The organism is Paraglaciecola sp. (genome assembly GCF_051252315.1).
GTDB lineage: Bacteria > Pseudomonadota > Gammaproteobacteria > Enterobacterales > Alteromonadaceae > Paraglaciecola.
Genome location: NZ_JBPOFP010000014.1, coordinates 15,463 through 32,810 on the forward strand (window position 1 = coordinate 15,463; position 17,348 = coordinate 32,810).

12 protein-coding genes are annotated in these 17,348 nt (G+C 38.6%); 1 reads left to right on the forward strand and 11 read right to left on the reverse strand.

The genetic code is table 11. The features are described from left to right. Positions 1 to 30: 30 nt before the first annotated feature. Both ssb and ACSHXM_RS04445 read right to left on the reverse strand, forming a co-directional pair. A complete protein-coding gene (gene ssb / locus ACSHXM_RS04440) occupies positions 31 to 624 on the reverse strand; it encodes a single-stranded DNA-binding protein (RefSeq protein WP_435687526.1) in 594 nt (197 codons plus the stop codon). Positions 625 to 636: 12 nt separating this feature from the next. Then, entirely contained in the window at positions 637 to 1,977 is a 1,341-nt protein-coding gene (locus ACSHXM_RS04445) for an MFS transporter (RefSeq protein WP_435687527.1), read from the reverse strand. Positions 1,978 to 2,185: 208 nt separating this feature from the next. Between ACSHXM_RS04445 and uvrA the strand changes: the two genes are divergently transcribed. Then, positions 2,186 to 5,014 carry an excinuclease ABC subunit UvrA gene (uvrA, locus tag ACSHXM_RS04450; RefSeq protein WP_435687528.1) on the forward strand — a complete coding sequence of 943 codons (2,829 nt, stop codon included), beginning with the start codon at positions 2,186 to 2,188 and terminating at the stop codon, positions 5,012 to 5,014. Positions 5,015 to 5,101: 87 nt separating this feature from the next. On the opposite strand, the gene ACSHXM_RS04455 is transcribed toward uvrA, so the two are convergent. From ACSHXM_RS04455 to ACSHXM_RS04495, 9 genes are all read right to left on the reverse strand, one after another. Further along, positions 5,102 to 6,721 carry a methyl-accepting chemotaxis protein gene (locus tag ACSHXM_RS04455; protein ID WP_435687529.1) on the reverse strand — a complete coding sequence of 540 codons (1,620 nt, stop codon included), beginning with the start codon at positions 6,719 to 6,721 and terminating at the stop codon, positions 5,102 to 5,104. Positions 6,722 to 6,848: 127 nt separating this feature from the next. Beyond that, complete coding sequence (locus ACSHXM_RS04460) at positions 6,849 to 7,334, reverse strand: DUF3299 domain-containing protein (RefSeq protein WP_435687530.1); 486 nt, start codon at positions 7,332 to 7,334, stop codon at positions 6,849 to 6,851. After that, positions 7,331 to 8,539: an MFS transporter gene (locus tag ACSHXM_RS04465; RefSeq protein ID WP_435687531.1), complete on the reverse strand. Its 1,209-nt coding sequence runs from the start codon at positions 8,537 to 8,539 to the stop codon at positions 7,331 to 7,333. The genes ACSHXM_RS04460 and ACSHXM_RS04465 overlap by 4 nt, the downstream gene beginning before the upstream one ends. A 150-nt stretch (positions 8,540 to 8,689) precedes the next feature. Then, entirely contained in the window at positions 8,690 to 9,415 is a 726-nt protein-coding gene (locus ACSHXM_RS04470) for a VPLPA-CTERM sorting domain-containing protein (protein ID WP_435687532.1), read from the reverse strand. A 329-nt stretch (positions 9,416 to 9,744) separates the two neighbouring features. Further along, positions 9,745 to 12,264 carry a winged helix-turn-helix domain-containing protein gene (locus ACSHXM_RS04475; protein ID WP_435687533.1) on the reverse strand — a complete coding sequence of 840 codons (2,520 nt, stop codon included), beginning with the start codon at positions 12,262 to 12,264 and terminating at the stop codon, positions 9,745 to 9,747. Positions 12,265 to 12,423: 159 nt separating this feature from the next. Further along, complete coding sequence (gene ppa, locus ACSHXM_RS04480; protein ID WP_435687534.1) at positions 12,424 to 12,963, reverse strand: inorganic diphosphatase; 540 nt, start codon at positions 12,961 to 12,963, stop codon at positions 12,424 to 12,426. A 176-nt stretch (positions 12,964 to 13,139) separates the two neighbouring features. Beyond that, positions 13,140 to 14,033 (reverse strand): diguanylate cyclase, encoded by an 894-nt coding sequence (locus tag ACSHXM_RS04485; protein WP_435687535.1) that lies wholly within the window; start codon positions 14,031 to 14,033, stop codon positions 13,140 to 13,142. 132 nt (positions 14,034 to 14,165) lie between these two features. Then, positions 14,166 to 15,134, reverse strand: a complete 969-nt coding sequence (locus ACSHXM_RS04490; RefSeq protein ID WP_435687536.1) for a class 1 fructose-bisphosphatase — start codon at positions 15,132 to 15,134, stop codon at positions 14,166 to 14,168. A gap of 171 nt (positions 15,135 to 15,305) precedes the next feature. After that, entirely contained in the window at positions 15,306 to 17,312 is a 2,007-nt protein-coding gene (locus ACSHXM_RS04495) for a TonB-dependent receptor plug domain-containing protein (protein ID WP_435687537.1), read from the reverse strand. Positions 17,313 to 17,348: the final 36 nt, after the last annotated feature.

The following is a 17,348-nucleotide window of genomic DNA, read 5'->3' on the forward strand; positions in this document are numbered from 1 at the left end:
AAAAATAAACATTTCTAATTTTGTCTTTGTCTAGAACGGAATATCATCATCAAAATCAAAGTCAGGCTCTGCCATAGGTGCTGGCTTTTGGCCTTGTTGTTGACCTTGAGGGGCTTGATTAAAGCCTTGATTCTGTTGTGGTGCTGATTGAGCAGGCGGTTTTTGTTGGTATTGCTGTTGTTGCTGAGGTGCCTGCTGATAACCTTGATTTTGTTGAGGTGCATTTTGAGCTGGACGTTGTTGTCCTTGGAATCCACCTTCAGAAGATTGGCCGCCTTTGCCGCCTAACATTTGCATGACACCATTGAATGGGTCAAGTACGACTTCAGTCGTGTATCTATCTTGGCCTTGTTGATCTTGCCACTTACGGGTTTGTAATTTACCTTCAATGTAAACCTGACTACCTTTACGTAAATATTCACCGGCAATCTCGGCTAATTTTCCAAACATTGATACACGGTGCCATTCAGTTTTTTCCTGAATTTGTCCGCTTTGGTCTTTCCAGCTTTCAGAAGTCGCTAAAGTTAAATTAGCGACTGCTTTGCCATTTGGCGTGTAACGTACTTCAGGATCTTTCCCTAAATTACCTACCAAAATTACTTTGTTTATACCTTTACTCGCCATTTTATCTCCTCGCTAATCTTGTATGTTCAGCACACGTCGCGCATTTTGTATGTCGAAGTGTTTTGCATCTACTTTTAAATAAATTATGTGTTCGTTTGGAACAACAGTTATGTCTTTCACACCTGCCAATTCTGATAGCTGCAAATATGCTGAATCGGGTGTTTGATGATTTGTGCTTAGTGTATATCTTTTTAAGCGGTTCGTCGCTGTCAAACCTTGGATTATTGGCAACCAAATAATGCACAATAGGCTGGCTAGTACAAACACCCAATTACTGCCTAAGTATTCGGTTATTGTGCCTGACAAAACACCACCAATAAATGCCCCGAAAAATTGGAAGCTGGCATAAATTCCCATAGCAGAGCCTTTTTTACCCGCTGGCGCAATACTCGATACCATAGCTGGGAAGTTTGCTTCTAAATAGTTGAAACAAGTAAAAAAGAAACTAACCAATACTAATAAATAAATGATGGAGTCGTGTCCATTGGCCATTAAGGCAAATACCATGGCCAAACCCGCCACACTTATAAGTACTACTAATTTTTGGCGCTTTCTGGCTAATCCCATAAAGACGACCAAGCCAAGTATCGAGGCAAACAATACGATTGAATAGGCTTTCCAATGTGAGTCAAGCGCCCAATTTAGGTCAATTAAAAAAATGGGAATTTGTACAAACAATAGAGTTATCAGCATATGTAATACCAATACACTGATGTTTAAGCGGAATAAGTTCTTGTTAGCAAACAGATTTTTAAGATCTTGAACAACGGGTAATGTATCGCCTTTAGGTGCAATATTTTGCGCATTAGGCACCATGAATAATACTAACAATATACATACGAGTGATAACACGCCTGTTGCAAAAAATATCGCATTCAAACCATAATTGGTGACAACCAGAGGGCCAAGCAATAAAGCCAAATAAAACGAAAATCCAATTGAAATACCAATGATTGCCATCACTTTAGGTCGTTGACTCTCACGGCTTAAATCTCCAGCTAGCGCCATGATCGCGCCTGCAATTGCGCCCGCGCCTTGTAATAACCGACCTATTACAATCCAAAACATGTTATCTGCATAACCGGCTACTAAACTACCTATGGCAAAAATTAGTAGGCCGCCAACTATGACAGGTTTTCGCCCAACTTTGTCTGACAAAACTCCCATTGGTATTTGTAATACTGCTTGAGTGAGCCCATAGCCACCAATCGCTAAGCCAACTAAAAATGCAGAATAATCAGGGTAGTGTTGAGCACTCACTGCTAAAACCGGCATGATCATAAACAAGCCTAACATTCGCAAAACGTAAACAAATGCGAGAGAAAATGAGGTGCGTAGTTCGGTAGAATTCAAGATAAGATCAGTTTTAAAAAGTTTATAACAGGAGCTAAAAGGGCGAATACTTTAGCATAAATTCTAGCGTTCAAAAAATAATAAACAGTAGTGGAGAAGATTTTTAATTTCTATTTAGTCAAGAATTAATAAAAGATAATCATACAGGGCATAGAGCTAACATTCAGAGTATGTAATACTTCTTCTTTTGCGCTGATACAGAATCACAATGGACAAAATTGAAGTACGTGGTGCTCGCACCCATAATCTTAAAAACATCAATCTAGACATTCCCCGAGATAAACTTACAGTCATAACCGGTCTTTCTGGATCAGGCAAATCCTCTTTAGCTTTTGATACTTTGTATGCAGAGGGGCAAAGGCGTTATGTCGAATCTTTATCTGCTTACGCTAGGCAGTTTCTGTCGATGATGGAAAAACCTGATGTGGATCACATTGAAGGTTTATCTCCCGCTATTTCCATTGAACAAAAATCGACGTCACATAATCCTCGTTCAACCGTAGGTACCATTACCGAAATCTATGACTACTTACGTTTGCTTTATGCGCGAGTAGGTGAACCTCGTTGTCCTGAACATAACGTGCCTCTTGACGCACAAACGATTAGCCAAATGGTTGACCGTGTTCTAACCATGCCCGCAGATTGCAAATTAATGTTGCTTGGGCCAGTGGTGCAAGACCGAAAAGGTGAACATCTTAAAACTTTAGAAAACCTCTCCGCTCAGGGTTTTATTCGAGCACGTATTGATGGCAATGTATGTGATTTGTCTGATCCTCCTGAATTAGACCTACATAAAAAACATACTATTGAAGTGGTGGTCGATCGTTTTAAAGTTCGTGACGATTTGAAATTACGTTTAGCTGAGTCATTTGAAACTGCACTTAATTTGTCTGGCGGCACGGCAAAAGTTGCCTTTATGGATGAACCAGAAAAACAAGAACTGGTATTTTCATCGAACTTTGCTTGCCCACACTGTGGATATAGCATGGCCGAACTCGAGCCAAGATTATTTTCGTTTAATAACCCAGCTGGTGCCTGTCAAAGCTGTGATGGTTTAGGTACTAGACAGTTTTTTGACCCGCATCGTGTGATCACCAATGACGAGCTAAGCCTTTCTGGTGGAGCTATTCGTGGATGGGACAAGCGAAGTTATTACTACTTTCAAATGTTGCAAGCGGTTGCCGATCATTACGGCTTTGATTTAACTAAACCTTATTCTGAGTTGAGTGATGAAGCTAAAGACTTAGTACTCAATGGTAGTAAAGGAAAGTCCTTAAACTTCAAATATATCAATGATCGTGGCGATATTATGGAGCGTAAACATCCCTTTGAAGGGATTATTCCTAATATGGAGCGCCGATACAAAGAAACTGAATCAAATGCTGTACGTGAAGAATTGGCAAAATATTTAAGCCAGCAGCATTGTTCTAGTTGTTCAGGCTCTCGTTTGCGTTTAGAAGCCAGAAACGTATTTGTCGGTGAAACTCCGTTACATGTCATAACAGATATGTCGATTGCCGAAGCGTTGGAGTTTTTTAAGAGTGTCAATTTAACCGGCAAACGTGAACAAATCGCTGAGAAAATCTTTAAAGAAATTAATGACCGATTAAGCTTTTTGGTAAACGTTGGTTTGAATTACCTTTCATTATCTCGAAGTGCAGATACCTTGTCTGGTGGTGAGGCCCAGCGTATTCGACTTGCCAGTCAAATTGGTGCAGGTTTAGTGGGGGTCATGTATGTGTTAGATGAACCTTCAATTGGATTACATCAAAGAGACAATGAAAGATTGCTTAAAACTCTTATTCACTTAAGGGATTTAGGTAACACTGTGTTAGTGGTAGAACATGATGAAGATGCCATTCGCGCGGCTGATTTTGTTTTAGATATAGGTCCTGGTGCCGGTGTACACGGTGGTGAGGTAGTCGCGCAAGGTACGATTGAAGATATTAAAAATAGCGAACATTCATTAACAGGTAAATATTTGTCTGGTAGAGAAAAAATTGAAATACCGGCAAAACGTACAGAAATAAATCAAGACAAATGGGTGGAGATTACTGGGGCTTCTGGCAATAATTTGCAAGACGTTACTTTTAGAGCGCCAATTGGCCTGATGACCTGTGTGACAGGTGTTTCTGGCTCTGGTAAATCTACATTAATAAACGACACTTTTTATAAATTAGCTCACCATGCATTAAATGGCGCCACTACGGGTGAAGCAGCACCTTATAAACAAATTACTGGTTTAGAGTTTATGGATAAGGTAGTTGATATTGACCAAAGTCCTATTGGTCGAACTCCGCGTTCTAACCCAGCGACCTATGCAGGTATCTTTACCCCTGTGCGAGAATTATTCGCTGGCACTCAAGAAGCTAGGTCTCGAGGATACAAACCAGGGCGTTTTAGTTTTAATGTTAAAGGTGGTCGCTGTGAAGCCTGCCAAGGTGATGGTGTTATTAAGGTAGAAATGCACTTTTTACCTGATGTTTATGTACCTTGTGATGTTTGTAAGGGCAAACGATACAACCGTGAAACTCTAGAAATTCAATATAAAGGTTTAAACATACATCAAGTCTTAGAGATGACGGTTGAAGAAGCTCGACCATTTTTTGATGTGATACCTGCTATAGCTCGTAAATTACAAACCTTAATGGATGTCGGGCTTTCTTATGTTCGTTTAGGTCAAGCAGCCACTACCTTGTCTGGTGGTGAAGCTCAACGAGTTAAATTAGCTAAAGAGCTGTCTAAACGAGATACAGGTCAAACTTTGTATATTCTAGACGAACCCACAACCGGTTTGCATTTTCACGATATAAAACAATTGCTTGAAGTACTGCATAGATTACGAGATCACGGCAACACTGTAGTCGTAATTGAACATAATTTAGATGTGGTAAAAACCGCAGATTGGATTATTGACTTAGGTCCAGAAGGTGGCTCTGGTGGAGGACAAATTATTGCACAGGGGACGCCGGAAGAAGTCGCAGAAGTAGCTGGTTCACATACTGCTAGATTTCTTAAACCCTTGTTGGAAGCTTAATCTCAAAGATACTTAACTCACAGAAGCGAACAACAAAAAAAGGCAGCTGAAGCTGCCTTTTTTATGTCATGAATTAACGGTTTGATATTAGACTTTAAATTGTTTGGTAATGCCTTCTAAATGTTGAGCCAGTTGAGCTAGCTCAGCGCTCACAGAAGCTAATTCTCTCGAACTACTAGCGGTTTCTTCTGTTCTATGGTGTATTTCATCAACGTTACTGCTAATGGTTTTGGCAACAGCTTGTTGATCTCCAGTTGAACGAGCAATTTGATCATTCATTTTAGTAATTTGACTGATGGTATCTGTTATTACCGTTAAACTTGCCCCCGCTTTATTGGCAGTTTCAACACTATTTGTAGCTTGCTCTGTACCTTTAGCCATAACATTTACCGCAGAACGCGCAGCGCCTTGTAACTGTTCAATGGTTTCTTGAATTTGTTCGGTAGATTGTTGTGTTCTGGAAGCTAAGGTTCTTACTTCATCTGCAACAACTGCAAAACCTCGACCTTGTTCACCTGCACGTGCTGCCTCAATGGCGGCATTTAGCGCCAATAAGTTTGTTTGCTCAGCAATGCCTTTAATCACGTCAAGTACCACACCTACCTGATTTGAGTCAGCTTCTAACTTTCTGATTACTTCAGCTGTTTCTTCAACATTGGCCGCTAACTCTTGAATGCTATGCACGGTGTGGTTTACAACAGATTGGCCGTCATCAGCCGCAGTAGAAGCATCACCTGCTGCATTGGCAGCTTCAGCGGCACTTTCAGCGACTGCGTTTACGCTGGTACTCATATCGTCAACTGCCGTTTTAGCTTGGTCAGCTGAGCTTTTTTGTACTTCAATTGTTTTGTTTGTGTCGTCAGTTAATTGATTTAGATTTTGAGCAAGTTGTGACAGTGGCAACGAAGAATTGACCACTTCTTTTACTACGCCCTGTAATTTTTCCATAAACTGATTAAACCAATGAACTAGGTCGCCTATTTCGTCTTGGTTTGAAGATTTGATTCGAACGGTTAAATCCCCGTCTTCTTGAGCTATATCTTTAAGCGAATCTACCACTTGGACAATACTGCCTCTAATCCCATTTACAATAGGAATGGCAGTAGCGAATAATAATACAATGGTGACCAGCGCCATAATGACACCCACTATGATCATAGATTCACCACTTTCTCCGACACTTTTAATATCGGTTTGAAAAGCTGCAATTCGTGAATCTTTAAATGAGGTTAACGTGGCAACTGCATCGTCATAATTTTTGTTCATCTCTGCTGACAATTGACCTAACTTAGAAAAGTCAGCAGTACCATTTACCATCGACTCTGACACTGCATAAGCAAGGTCGTTGTAGGCTTTAAAAGAGGTAGAAATCTGATTCACTTGTGAGCTGAGGTTTGGATCTATGGTTTTAATGTTTTGTAATAGTGAAATGGTTTCTTCAGCATAAACTTTAGCATTCGCTAAAGAATCTTCGTCACCGGTTGTTACCGCTGCACTTAAGGTATCTTTCACCTTTTCCATTCGAACTAACGCACTTTTTGTTTCGTCTAATGCTGGGTATTGCACTTCAATTATATTTTCAAGTGAATCAACATTGTTTAAAGCGGTAGTTGTCGTTATGGCTAAATAAACTAAAAACGCGACTGTACCAATAATAGGGATCAGAAATAATTTTTTCGCAATTGACATTTTGGTCAAAAAATTCATCGAGTTGTCTTTCCTATATTAATTAAAGCGAGTAGCACACCTATCACTCAAACGACTACATCTAAAACATGAGTATAGACAAGATACTTTATGTTTTAACACTAAGTAACGAATTTTGCTAAATTTTTTAGCCGTCGTAGGGACTAATTTTAATACCAGTTAAAGAATAACCCACGGTCGCTAAATCACCCTGCCACGTTTTAGTGGACAAAGTTCCGGTTACCCAAACTGCATCTTGTATGTTATGTATCGGCACTCCTTCAGAAAACTTCACATAAACTATTTGATTAGCTGGTGGAGGAGGAACATGGATACATGCGCCAAAATAGGGGACGAGTAAAAACTCCGTTGTATTGATGTCATCACCTTCTAATGGCACAACAAAACCAGGGATTTTAACTAATTTATTATCAAGTGCTTCAACAATAGGAGCATTAACACCCAATTGCATCATTGAGCCGTCATGGCTTAGTTCTGCTTCTGGTGGAATATAGTTTTTAGGTACCATATCTTCCCAAAACAATTCTAAAGGTTCTTTGGCATGTGTAGCGAAGCAAGTCACGACTACTAATATGCGAACTAGGTTTAGAGTGTATTTATTTGTTTTTTTCATGAGTTTCTATTCGCCCAAGACAGAGGATCTTTAATTACTTCGTTTCCAGTCATAGGATTATTTGGCATGTTGACCGCTAATAATAATGAACATACAGCAAATCCTGTACCGATATAAAATACCAAAACTGGTGATGTTAACCAAACTATACCAAGTAGAGCGGGTATGACTACTGCAGCAATATGGTTGATCGTAAAACTGACTGCAGCGGTAGATGCAATGTCTTTTGGATCCGCTATCTTTTGAAAGTAGGTTTTAATGGCAATAGCCATGGCAAAAAATAGGTGGTCTATGACATAAATTCCACCTGCAAGATAGGCATTGTCAACCAAGGCATAACTAGAAAACACAAATATTAAACCTATGTATTCAATTGTGAGCGCGCGTCTTTCACCTATTTTACTGATCCAGCGCCCTATTTTAGGCGCAAAAAATAAGTTGAATACGTAATTTATAATGAATAAAAGGCTAATATCGCCTACCGAAAAGCCAAACTTTTCCACCATCATAAATGAGGCAAACACCATGAATATTTGTCGTCTGGCACCGCTAAAGAAAACTAAAGCGTAGTACAGCCAATAACGTTTTCTTAAAAACATGTGTTTGTGCTGGGTGGTACCTAAGGTAAAGGTGTCGAAACTAACCCACATGAGCAACACAATAATAAGTCCAATACCTCCAGCTAACATATACATTGTTATATATGAGTAACCCATCCATTCCATCACTACCCATACCGCAGCATAAGCCAATAAAGACGCGAAACTTTTTACGGCTAATTGTTTACCCATAAAGTGGGCCGCTTTGTCTTTAGCAACCCATTGTAGAGTTAATGATTGATTTATCGTTTCGAAATAATGGAAGCCAATAGACATTAATACTGTGGTGCAATACAGGCCTAACTCAAAAGGTAACCAGCCTGTTAGCGCTACACCAATACACATAACAGCTAAAGATATTAAAGCAAAGGTTTGCTCTTTAATGACCAACAATAAAAACACTGCGCTAAAGGCTAAAAAACCTGGAATTTCACGTAAACTTTGTAACATGCCAATTTCGGCACCAGTAAACTGCGCTTTTTCTACCACAAAATTATTAAGTAAGGCATTCCAAATAGAAAATACCAAAGGCATCACAAAGGCCATGAGTAATAGTAACAATTGGGGATTTTTCCGCATCCCAGCGAAAGAAGAAAAGCGTTGCATAGTAAGGCCTTAAGAAATCATTTCTTATTGTGACATAAGCCTTAAAGAAAAACTCATTGAACTTTAGGTGTATGGCGACTGGATTAACCGTAGCTTCAACAAAGTGTGCCCTATTAGCAAAACTTCAAAAGGCTACCGAAGTAGCCTTAATTATTTCTTGCGTTTAATACCAGCAAATCCTATCAAAGCAGAAAGAAATAACCAGGCAGATGCTGGAGCGGGCACAGAAGTGACGGGAGACTGAGCCACAGGAGGAACAGGGTTCTCATTTAACGGATCAAACGCAATATTTGTAATTCCAACATTGTACTCGCCATAATGACTATGAGGACTATAAAAAGAAATTTGCCCTTGGTACCAAAATCCATCCATCAATTCTTGAAAACTGGTAATGCTGGAAATACCAGAGCTATCAAATGTAGTATCGTCATAGTCTCGCGCGCGTAAATGCATTCCAGAAATCACCAGCCCATTGGATGCCACCGTATTTTCACGACCATAAAGCTCCACTCCATCAAAAGTGTTCGAATTTGAGCCATCTGTACCGTTATAAACATGGACAAAATCATTGTCTGCATAACCACCAGTATGTGACCAAGTTACCCCGTTATCGAGTAAAAAAATAAAGCTGCTGTATTCATACCATGCTTCATCTCTGATGAAGCCATCTGTTCCCGTTCTATAATCTGAGCGATATGGTGTTTCAGTTAAGAAATCTATTGCCCCCGTGAAACCGGCAGTTTGTTGAGACCAGTCGTATTCTAAATCCCCACCTCGATTTCTGAGATCAAGGGTGCCATTGAAGGTTAGAAGAACGGCATTAACTTGCCCAGTAAAGACGGTTAATAAAAGTGTGGCTATGGCTAGTTTATACATAACAAAAATCCTTTTGGTTTGTTGAGGTTATTCATTGAAGTTGATTAATATTGGCTTGGAGAGTAATAACCAGAAAAGAGAAATACCTAAAAAAAAGGTAAAAAAACCTAAAAGTTAATCTTATTACTGTTTTTAATTGAAAAATGAACGTTTTTGCAACGTTTTCAAGAAAGGTAAATGTTCGTGTTGGTCGTTAATAAAATGTGCGACTTGAGCTTTTGCCACTAATTGCATGGTTAATAACTGATCGTGGCGAAATAATGAAAGCTAATGGATTTTAATTCAGTTATACAATACAACCTCAGTTCAAAAGGCAGCCTCCGTTAACACTATTTGTTAAGATATATATTTATTAGTTGATAGTTTGCTTGTAGTTCTTTAGCTGCGATAAAATCTCTATAGTTCTCGTATAAATCAAGGGTGACTGGAGGGGTGTTTTCAGTTGCCAATAACTTTGATAATTGTTTAATACGTTGGTCGAATGCAAATTCATCCTTAAATAACCTAAGGCTGGTTTCTAATGCTTGGGCATTGTTATCACTAGGGGATATTTTTTGTTTTAACCAGTTGGCTCGGATCAATACTAAATAACCGTATGTTTCTTCTTTATTTGCATTGTTCGAATCATTAGCCAAAGTTATTGCTTCATCTAACTGTTCAATATTTTGTTCTGCTTCTCCTTGACTGATGGCGATTAGATTGCCAATAAGTTGTGCATCAGCTGCAACCGCTAAACTTAAATGGAAATTAGGGTTAAGACTGAGTGAACGATCGATAGTTTGCGTGACGTCCTGCATTTTTTCTTCGGCATCAGTGATTTGTCCGAGCATTAAATGTTGTTTCGCTATATAAAGTTTACACTGGGCAAGTTGGGTGATCGCCTCTGGTATTGTGGGTTTGAGTATTAACCCGTTTGTGAAGTGTTGCTCACACTCTATTGCGGGCAAAAAATCATTATTGTCGGTCGCAAACGCTAGCTGTGCTTTGATGGAATGTAAATTAGCTAAATTGAACATGGCCCACACATATTCTTTTTTTATGGCCATTGCTGAGTTGATCGACTGAATGGCATTTTCAGCATACTCATTAAATTCCGCTTCAGAATACACACCGCTGGTAATAATGCCTGCATATAAATCGGCCATGTTGTTATAGGTAAAGTGATGGGATGGGGCAATTTTGATGGCTTCACTGTATGCTTTTATGGCGGCGGTAAATTCTTGCTGGTAAGGCTTGTTTGTGGACGATTTATATTTGGCTAATGAAGAATATGCATTGGCTAAGGCGTCATATCCCGCGGGTTGTTTAGGAGCTATTTTGATCATTCTCTTATACAAACTAATGGCATGATTTAATATCTGAGAAGGATCTTCACCTCGCACTACCGCAATACTTGACCATGTTTTGTATATTCTCGCCTTGGTGTGAATTAAACTATAATCATCTACATCCAGTTTTAACCCTTGGTCGATTAATTCAATGGCTTTGAGAATCATGCTGTCGGGGTTTTTGCCAGTGCGGTAAAAATGTTTAGCATGATGGTGTCTAAGTATCGCTCCATTTTTGGCTAACGTGGCGCTAATATTGCCACTTTTTTCGTGTCTATTTACGACCTCTTCCGCTTGTTTAAATAAGGCATCTATATCGAGTTCTCGCGTGTTTTGTAACACTTGCAAAAAAAGTAACTCAGTGAGTGATTCGGCATAGAGTAATTCTGAGTTTGGCATAGTCGATATTAGAGAAAGGATATCATCAGCTTTGTCTAAATAATGAAGTCTTTGGTCCATATCATTTTTTTCACTTTTTGCGAGGCGAGTGTAGAGCTGAAAAATATTTCTATGTGTGTCAGTGTTTTCTGGGTTTAATGTTATTGCTTGTGCGCAGCTATCTTGCCCTTTTAACGCAATCTGTTCTGTGTCGTCTAAATAACTATCAGCGTAGAGGGAGAGATAATGAATGTATTGTGCACATAATTGGTTGGCTGATACTGCTTTGTTTTTTTCAAAAATACCTAAGGAATACACAGAGCTTTGGATAAAAAGTTGACTAATTTGTTGCCATATTTCACTTTGATTGTCGGAGAGTAAACTGGTTGCTACGTCAAACTCTTCACTGAACAGGGTTTTACTTGTGACAACATTGACCAGTTGTAAGGTTAATCTCAGGTAATGTTCTTGTTCGCGAATTTGAGATTCGATCGCATAATCAGCATTTAATGTTTGTTTTAATGAAAATAAATTTTTGTCATGACTCCATAGGTTTTCTACTTGAGTCTTTGACAGTACCTGCATTCGATTATGTTTAACGGCTGTTTGTTGCAACTCTTGTTCTAAACCTTTGGCTAAGGGGCGAATTGGACTATTTGGTTCATGTAGCTCTACCGGTAAAATAGCTAAGGTTAAAGTGTCTTTTGGGTTGTTGGCGCTGATTAATATCAGCAACACTGATAAACAAAGCACAATTGTTAATATCCAAAAGGATAAACCCTTTGTTTTTAGCGTTTTTTTTGTAGTGGCAATGGGCTTGGTGGGTGACTCAAATTTAACCTCTCCCACTAAACAATAACCTTTTTTAGGGACCGTTTTAATAATGGTGTTAAGCCCTAGTTGTTTAAATTGAGCGCGAGTAACACTGATTAAATTGGTTAAGGAATCGTCAGATACAATGACATCTGGCCATAACCAATCTAACAATGATTCGCGGGACAAAAAGTGATCTGGTGCTTTGGCTAACAAAAACATTAAATGTATGCTTTTGTCTGTGAGTGAAATTGATTGAGAGTTGAATTGAGCCGTAGCGGTTTTACGATCAATATGACATTGACCGACGACTAAAAATTCCTTTTCCATTTCCAAGACACTTCTCTTACAGATTTTTACGGTTTGGTAAAACTATAAGGAATTCACTAAAAGTGTCTAGTAATTGTTTACGAGATTTACATTAGATAGAAAAAACCGCTGATAATTCAGCGGTTTTGCAAGAGAAGTGTGATTGAATTGCAAAGAGCTCTATTTTTCTTCGGATTCTTTGTATAGCTTCACACTATTTACTAGTTCAGCTTTGGCGGCTGCTGCGTCTTCCCAACCGTCAATTTTCACCCATTTGTTTGGCTCTAAATCTTTATAGTGCTCAAAGAAATGTTGGATTTGATTTTTAAGTAAATCAGGCACTTGATCAATATCGTTAATGCCACGGTAGATGGTAGATAGTTTATCAATTGGAACTGCTAAAATCTTAGCATCTGTTCCAGACTCATCAGTCATTTTAAGTACACCTACTGGGCGGCACTTAATTACACTACCTGCCAATAATGGGAATGGACTCATAACTAATACGTCTGCAGGATCACCATCTTCAGATAAAGTTTGGTTTACATATCCGTAGTTAGTCGGATAGTGCATACAAGTTGCCATAAAACGGTCTACAAAAATAGCGCCTGTATCTTTGTCTACTTCATATTTAACCGGGTCAGCGTGTGCTGGAATTTCGATGATTACATTAACTTCTTCTGGCAAATTCTTGCCTGCAGGAACATCATTTAGACTCATGTGAATACCTAAGGTGATTAATTTTAATTCGGCGGAATTATATAGAGTCCCAGTCTTCGATTCAAAGGCATTGACGAATATTTATGCTATTCCATTAAAATATTCTACTTCAATAGGAACGAAACCTGATTTGTATCAAGATTAAGGGAATTAACTGTGTCTTTTGAGCAGCTGTTTTATTTAGAACTTTTGATTGAATACCATAATTCAGGTTTATCTAAAGGTGTATCTGGTGTCATATTTAGATTAGGAATTTCAAAAATAGTACGTTCAGTTAATTTACTTTTGGCTAAAATTTCACCGTAGGATTGGTTGAAAAGTTGGTTAAACGAGCCGTCTTTTATCGCGTTAGTTAAACCTAGTTCTATAACGTCATGTAGATTTTGATTATCTTTGCGGACAAAAAAGTAGATAGCTGACGGATATCGTAATGCTATGTGTTGATCTATTGCTAGAGATAAATCTTTGATGACACTTTTTTCATGCCAAATTTCTAATACAGAGCGGGGAAAATAGTCGATACGTTTAGCGTTGAGCATACGTAGTAAGCCATCTGCACCTCCGGCAGTTTCAATGTGAAACCCTTGGCTTCTAAGTAATGTTGTATCAGGCCAGCTTCGGCCTTGTCCTCCAACATAAGATTTGAGCTGTTGAATTTCAGATAGGTCTGAAAACATGTTTTGCTTATCTGGATGGATAAACATTAACCTCAGTCCAATTAATCCTTTAAACAGTGGAATGCGGATGGGTAATAATTTTCGTTCTCGGCTGGCATTTGTGGTGTACCAATGCACATCGTAATAAGCTTCGTTCATCAGTTTTATGCTGCGGTCTTGCTCTATACCGGCGGGAATTCGGGTGGTTTTTAACGTATAAGGAGTGCCTGATTTGGCTAAGGCTAAATTAATTAACTCGTAAAAATACTCAGTATTTTTTTTATACAGGGGATCTATATTGGTACTTTTGGCGTACTTCACCAATAATGTTGGCTCTTGTGCCTTTACATAACTCACTAAACCTAATTGGCTAACGATTGCAAAAATGAGATATGTAATTTTTGCCCCTGACATATTCACGCTCGACACTCTCCCTGAGTTCATTCTGTTAAGGTTTTAATAAGTGTAGTGTAGCTTTTATATTTAACAATTGTACTTTTGCTAAATTGAGATAAAAAAATGGCGCTTTAAAAGCGCCATGTTAAATTATGCTGAATATTCTAGACAGGTAGCGACTTCGTCTTTTGAACCAATTAGTACTGGTACTCTTTGATGAATATCAGTTGGCATCACTTCCATAATTCGTCCAGTTCCAGTATCAGCAGTTCCACCTGCTTGCTCTACTAGAAAAGCCATTGGATTGGCTTCATACAATAAACGTAGTTTCCCTGCTTTATCGGGTTCACGCTCATCATAGGGGTACATAAATATGCCACCTCTGGTCAGAATACGATGAATGTCTCCTACCATAGCTGCAACCCAACGCATGTTGAAATCTTTTTTACGAGGCCCTTGAGTACCAGCTATTAAATCACTTATATAATTTTGAATATGCGGTTGCCAATGTCTTTGATTAGAGGCATTGATTGAATACTCAGAAGTTTGTTCAGGAATACGAATATTGGGGGTGGTTAATAAGAAGCCACCGTGGGTTTTATCCAAAGTATAAATATGTGTGCCTTTACCCGTCGTTAACGCCAACATAGTGGAAGGGCCATACAACACGTATCCTGCTGCAACGGCTTGAGTACCAGGTTGAATAAAGGCTGATGGATCATCTGGTTCCATCCACTGTGGTGCATGGGTAATAGAAAATATTGTGCCTATCAAGCTATTAATATCAGTATTTGAAGAGCCGTCTAAAGGATCAAAACTCACCAGGTAATTACCATTTGGATGACAACCCACTACGTCATCTTCTTCTTCTGAGGAGATCGCTTTGACGTATCCTGATTCTTGTAAAATATCTTTTAAAATTTGATTAGAAATGACATCTAACTTTTTTTGCGTTTCACCTTGTACATTTTCACTCAAGGTCGAGCCTAAAACTCCAGCTAATGCACCTTGGCTAACTCGAAACGAGATTTCTTTACAGCCTGCTAATAATGTTCTCAATAGCAATATTAGCTCAGCTGGAGCTCCGTCGTCCTGAAGTTGCGAATTCAGTCTCTTCATTGATTTTTTACCTTATGTTGTAGGGGGTATTCAAATGACGATGTTTTTATTTTTTTAATTCGCCATTACGCAATGATATTGTACCTGTTTATCAGGTATTTATCTTGTGTGTAAAAAGCATGCTTTATAACAAAAGGTGTCTGACATTAGAGCCAATGGGTCTTAATATCATTAAAATGAAGGTATGGAGAACTCAAATCCGATGGATAAATTTACCTTGTCTGCGCCTTGAATGGCATCTTTACCAAAATTTTTCACATTCGGCCGGATGTTAAGGTCACTCAGTAGGTTTTTAACAGAAGCCCATGCCTCCCAATCTTTTTGGTAATAACGATAATGCAAATTAACTAGCTGATAACTAGGTTGTTCGGCTCTAGCTGTAACTCCAACTAAATACCCTCCAAATGAATGTTTATTCATTTGATAAGAAGCCCCAACATTGGCTAAAAATTTCGCTTGAAACCGAGCATCTAAATCTTTCTCATCTTGCTTGTTGCCTTGAAATAAATAAGAAAAATTAGCACTTACATTCCACGGGTGCTTTTTATAATTGGCTTCATACTCCACTCCGCTCCTTTTAATCTTATAATCAATATTTGACACTGTTGACTGACTGGTGGCGATTAAATTAGAAACTTGAGTTTGAAACACACTCATTGCCTGGCTGAAATTTGTTTTTGTTTGATTGTATGACAGCTCAAAAGTTTGTGTGGTTTCAGGCTTAACATTGACATCTAATGGAAACCCAAAACTATTATGAGCATGCATTTGTTCTAGAGACGGAGAATTAAAACCTTCGCCATACAAGACTTTAATATGTGCTTCGTTTGAAATTCGATAGTTTAAAGATAAAGCTGGAGAAAACTGACTGCCAATTTGGTTATTGTCTACGTATCGCGCGCCTATAACCGACTGCCAATTTTCACCCGCATATTTAAGCTGCACAAATTGCGACATTTCTGCCACCTTATCTGCATTTTGCAGTAAAATACTGCCATCTGACTCGAGTTGAAACGGCATGTTATATGGAGGTTGAGTGATAGAGAACAACACTTTTCCGTTATCATTATCCCTAAACTTATAATTATCTGATTGTCGAGCCTCGTACTCAATACCAGTAGTTAATTGCCAAAATTGAGACAAAGAGTAATCCATCTGAAAACCAGTGCGCCAACGAATATTATTTGCTCCATCATTATCATATGTAATTTCGCCATCTCCAGGGATGGCCAAAAAACCAAGTATGTTTTTAACGTTTCGAGATAAATAAAATCGATGCCAATCAATAAAGTAACTTAAGTGGATATCATTAAAGCTATGACTATTTTGAAAGGCAATAAGCTCCCCAAGTTCTTTAATTTGTGTTGGGCTATTCACATCTCCAGACTCTAATGCAAATTTTGTATTTTCAAAATATTGCAAACTAAACCTTAAATTGTCTCTGCTAAAAGTAGAATAAAATGACGTGTTTTCACTCTTTCTTTGCGTGGTAGCTTGTGGCAAAAGGGGAAAACAAAAACAATCAAAATCGATTGGTAAATTTGAGTTTAATACTTGAACGTCATATCCCGAGTCGTATTTTTTTTCGACTGCGAAATTCAACACACCTACATTGGTATTTCTTGATAAAAACGTGCTTAGTTTTTTGGTTCCAGAAGAGCTCCAATGGGTTGATGCAGAGGAACCCGCTGTCGACTTAGTTACAATATTAATAACACCCGCTGATGTATTCGTCCCGTAAACAATGGAAGCGGGCCCCCGCAAAATTTCAATTTTTTCAATGGCAATAAAAGGCACTGCTACTAAGGATGTGTCTCCATTGGCTGGCATCCAATAAGGAACACCGTCTACCAGCAGTAACATCTTTTGATTTCTTGCGTCTGATAAACCTCGTATGCCGACTATGTTTGAGCCTGATAACCCAGGATCTAGGGTCACGTTCAGGGCAAAATCGAGCACCCCTTCAAATGAATTAATACCAAAACGCTCTAACTGCTCGACTAAGTAGACCGAAACAATACTCGGTGAATAATTTATTTTTTGTTTAGATTTAGAGGCTACACTGACATGCATTAATTCAGATAAACTTAACGTAAATAACTGATCAGTATCCTCTATTTCCTTTGATGAAACAGAGCAGGTATAAACAATTAGCATAACCCAAAGAACTTTTTCCATATCGTCCCGAGTGCCTCTGTATAAAAATAATGATAC

Coding starts and splice junctions, on each gene's coding strand:
- ssb (WP_435687526.1), bottom strand. CDS start 624: ATGGCGAGTAAAGGTATAAACAAAGTAATTTTGGTAGGTAATTTAGGG.
- uvrA (WP_435687528.1), top strand. CDS start 2,186: ATGGACAAAATTGAAGTACGTGGTGCTCGCACCCATAATCTTAAAAAC.
- ACSHXM_RS04455 (WP_435687529.1), bottom strand. CDS start 6,721: ATGAATTTTTTGACCAAAATGTCAATTGCGAAAAAATTATTTCTGATC.
- ACSHXM_RS04460 (WP_435687530.1), bottom strand. CDS start 7,334: ATGAAAAAAACAAATAAATACACTCTAAACCTAGTTCGCATATTAGTA.
- ACSHXM_RS04465 (WP_435687531.1), bottom strand. CDS start 8,539: ATGCAACGCTTTTCTTCTTTCGCTGGGATGCGGAAAAATCCCCAATTG.
- ACSHXM_RS04470 (WP_435687532.1), bottom strand. CDS start 9,415: ATGTATAAACTAGCCATAGCCACACTTTTATTAACCGTCTTTACTGGG.
- ACSHXM_RS04475 (WP_435687533.1), bottom strand. CDS start 12,264: ATGGAAAAGGAATTTTTAGTCGTCGGTCAATGTCATATTGATCGTAAA.
- ppa (WP_435687534.1), bottom strand. CDS start 12,963: ATGAGTCTAAATGATGTTCCTGCAGGCAAGAATTTGCCAGAAGAAGTT.
- ACSHXM_RS04485 (WP_435687535.1), bottom strand. CDS start 14,033: ATGTCAGGGGCAAAAATTACATATCTCATTTTTGCAATCGTTAGCCAA.
- ACSHXM_RS04490 (WP_435687536.1), bottom strand. CDS start 15,134: ATGAAGAGACTGAATTCGCAACTTCAGGACGACGGAGCTCCAGCTGAG.
- ACSHXM_RS04495 (WP_435687537.1), bottom strand. CDS start 17,312: ATGGAAAAAGTTCTTTGGGTTATGCTAATTGTTTATACCTGCTCTGTT.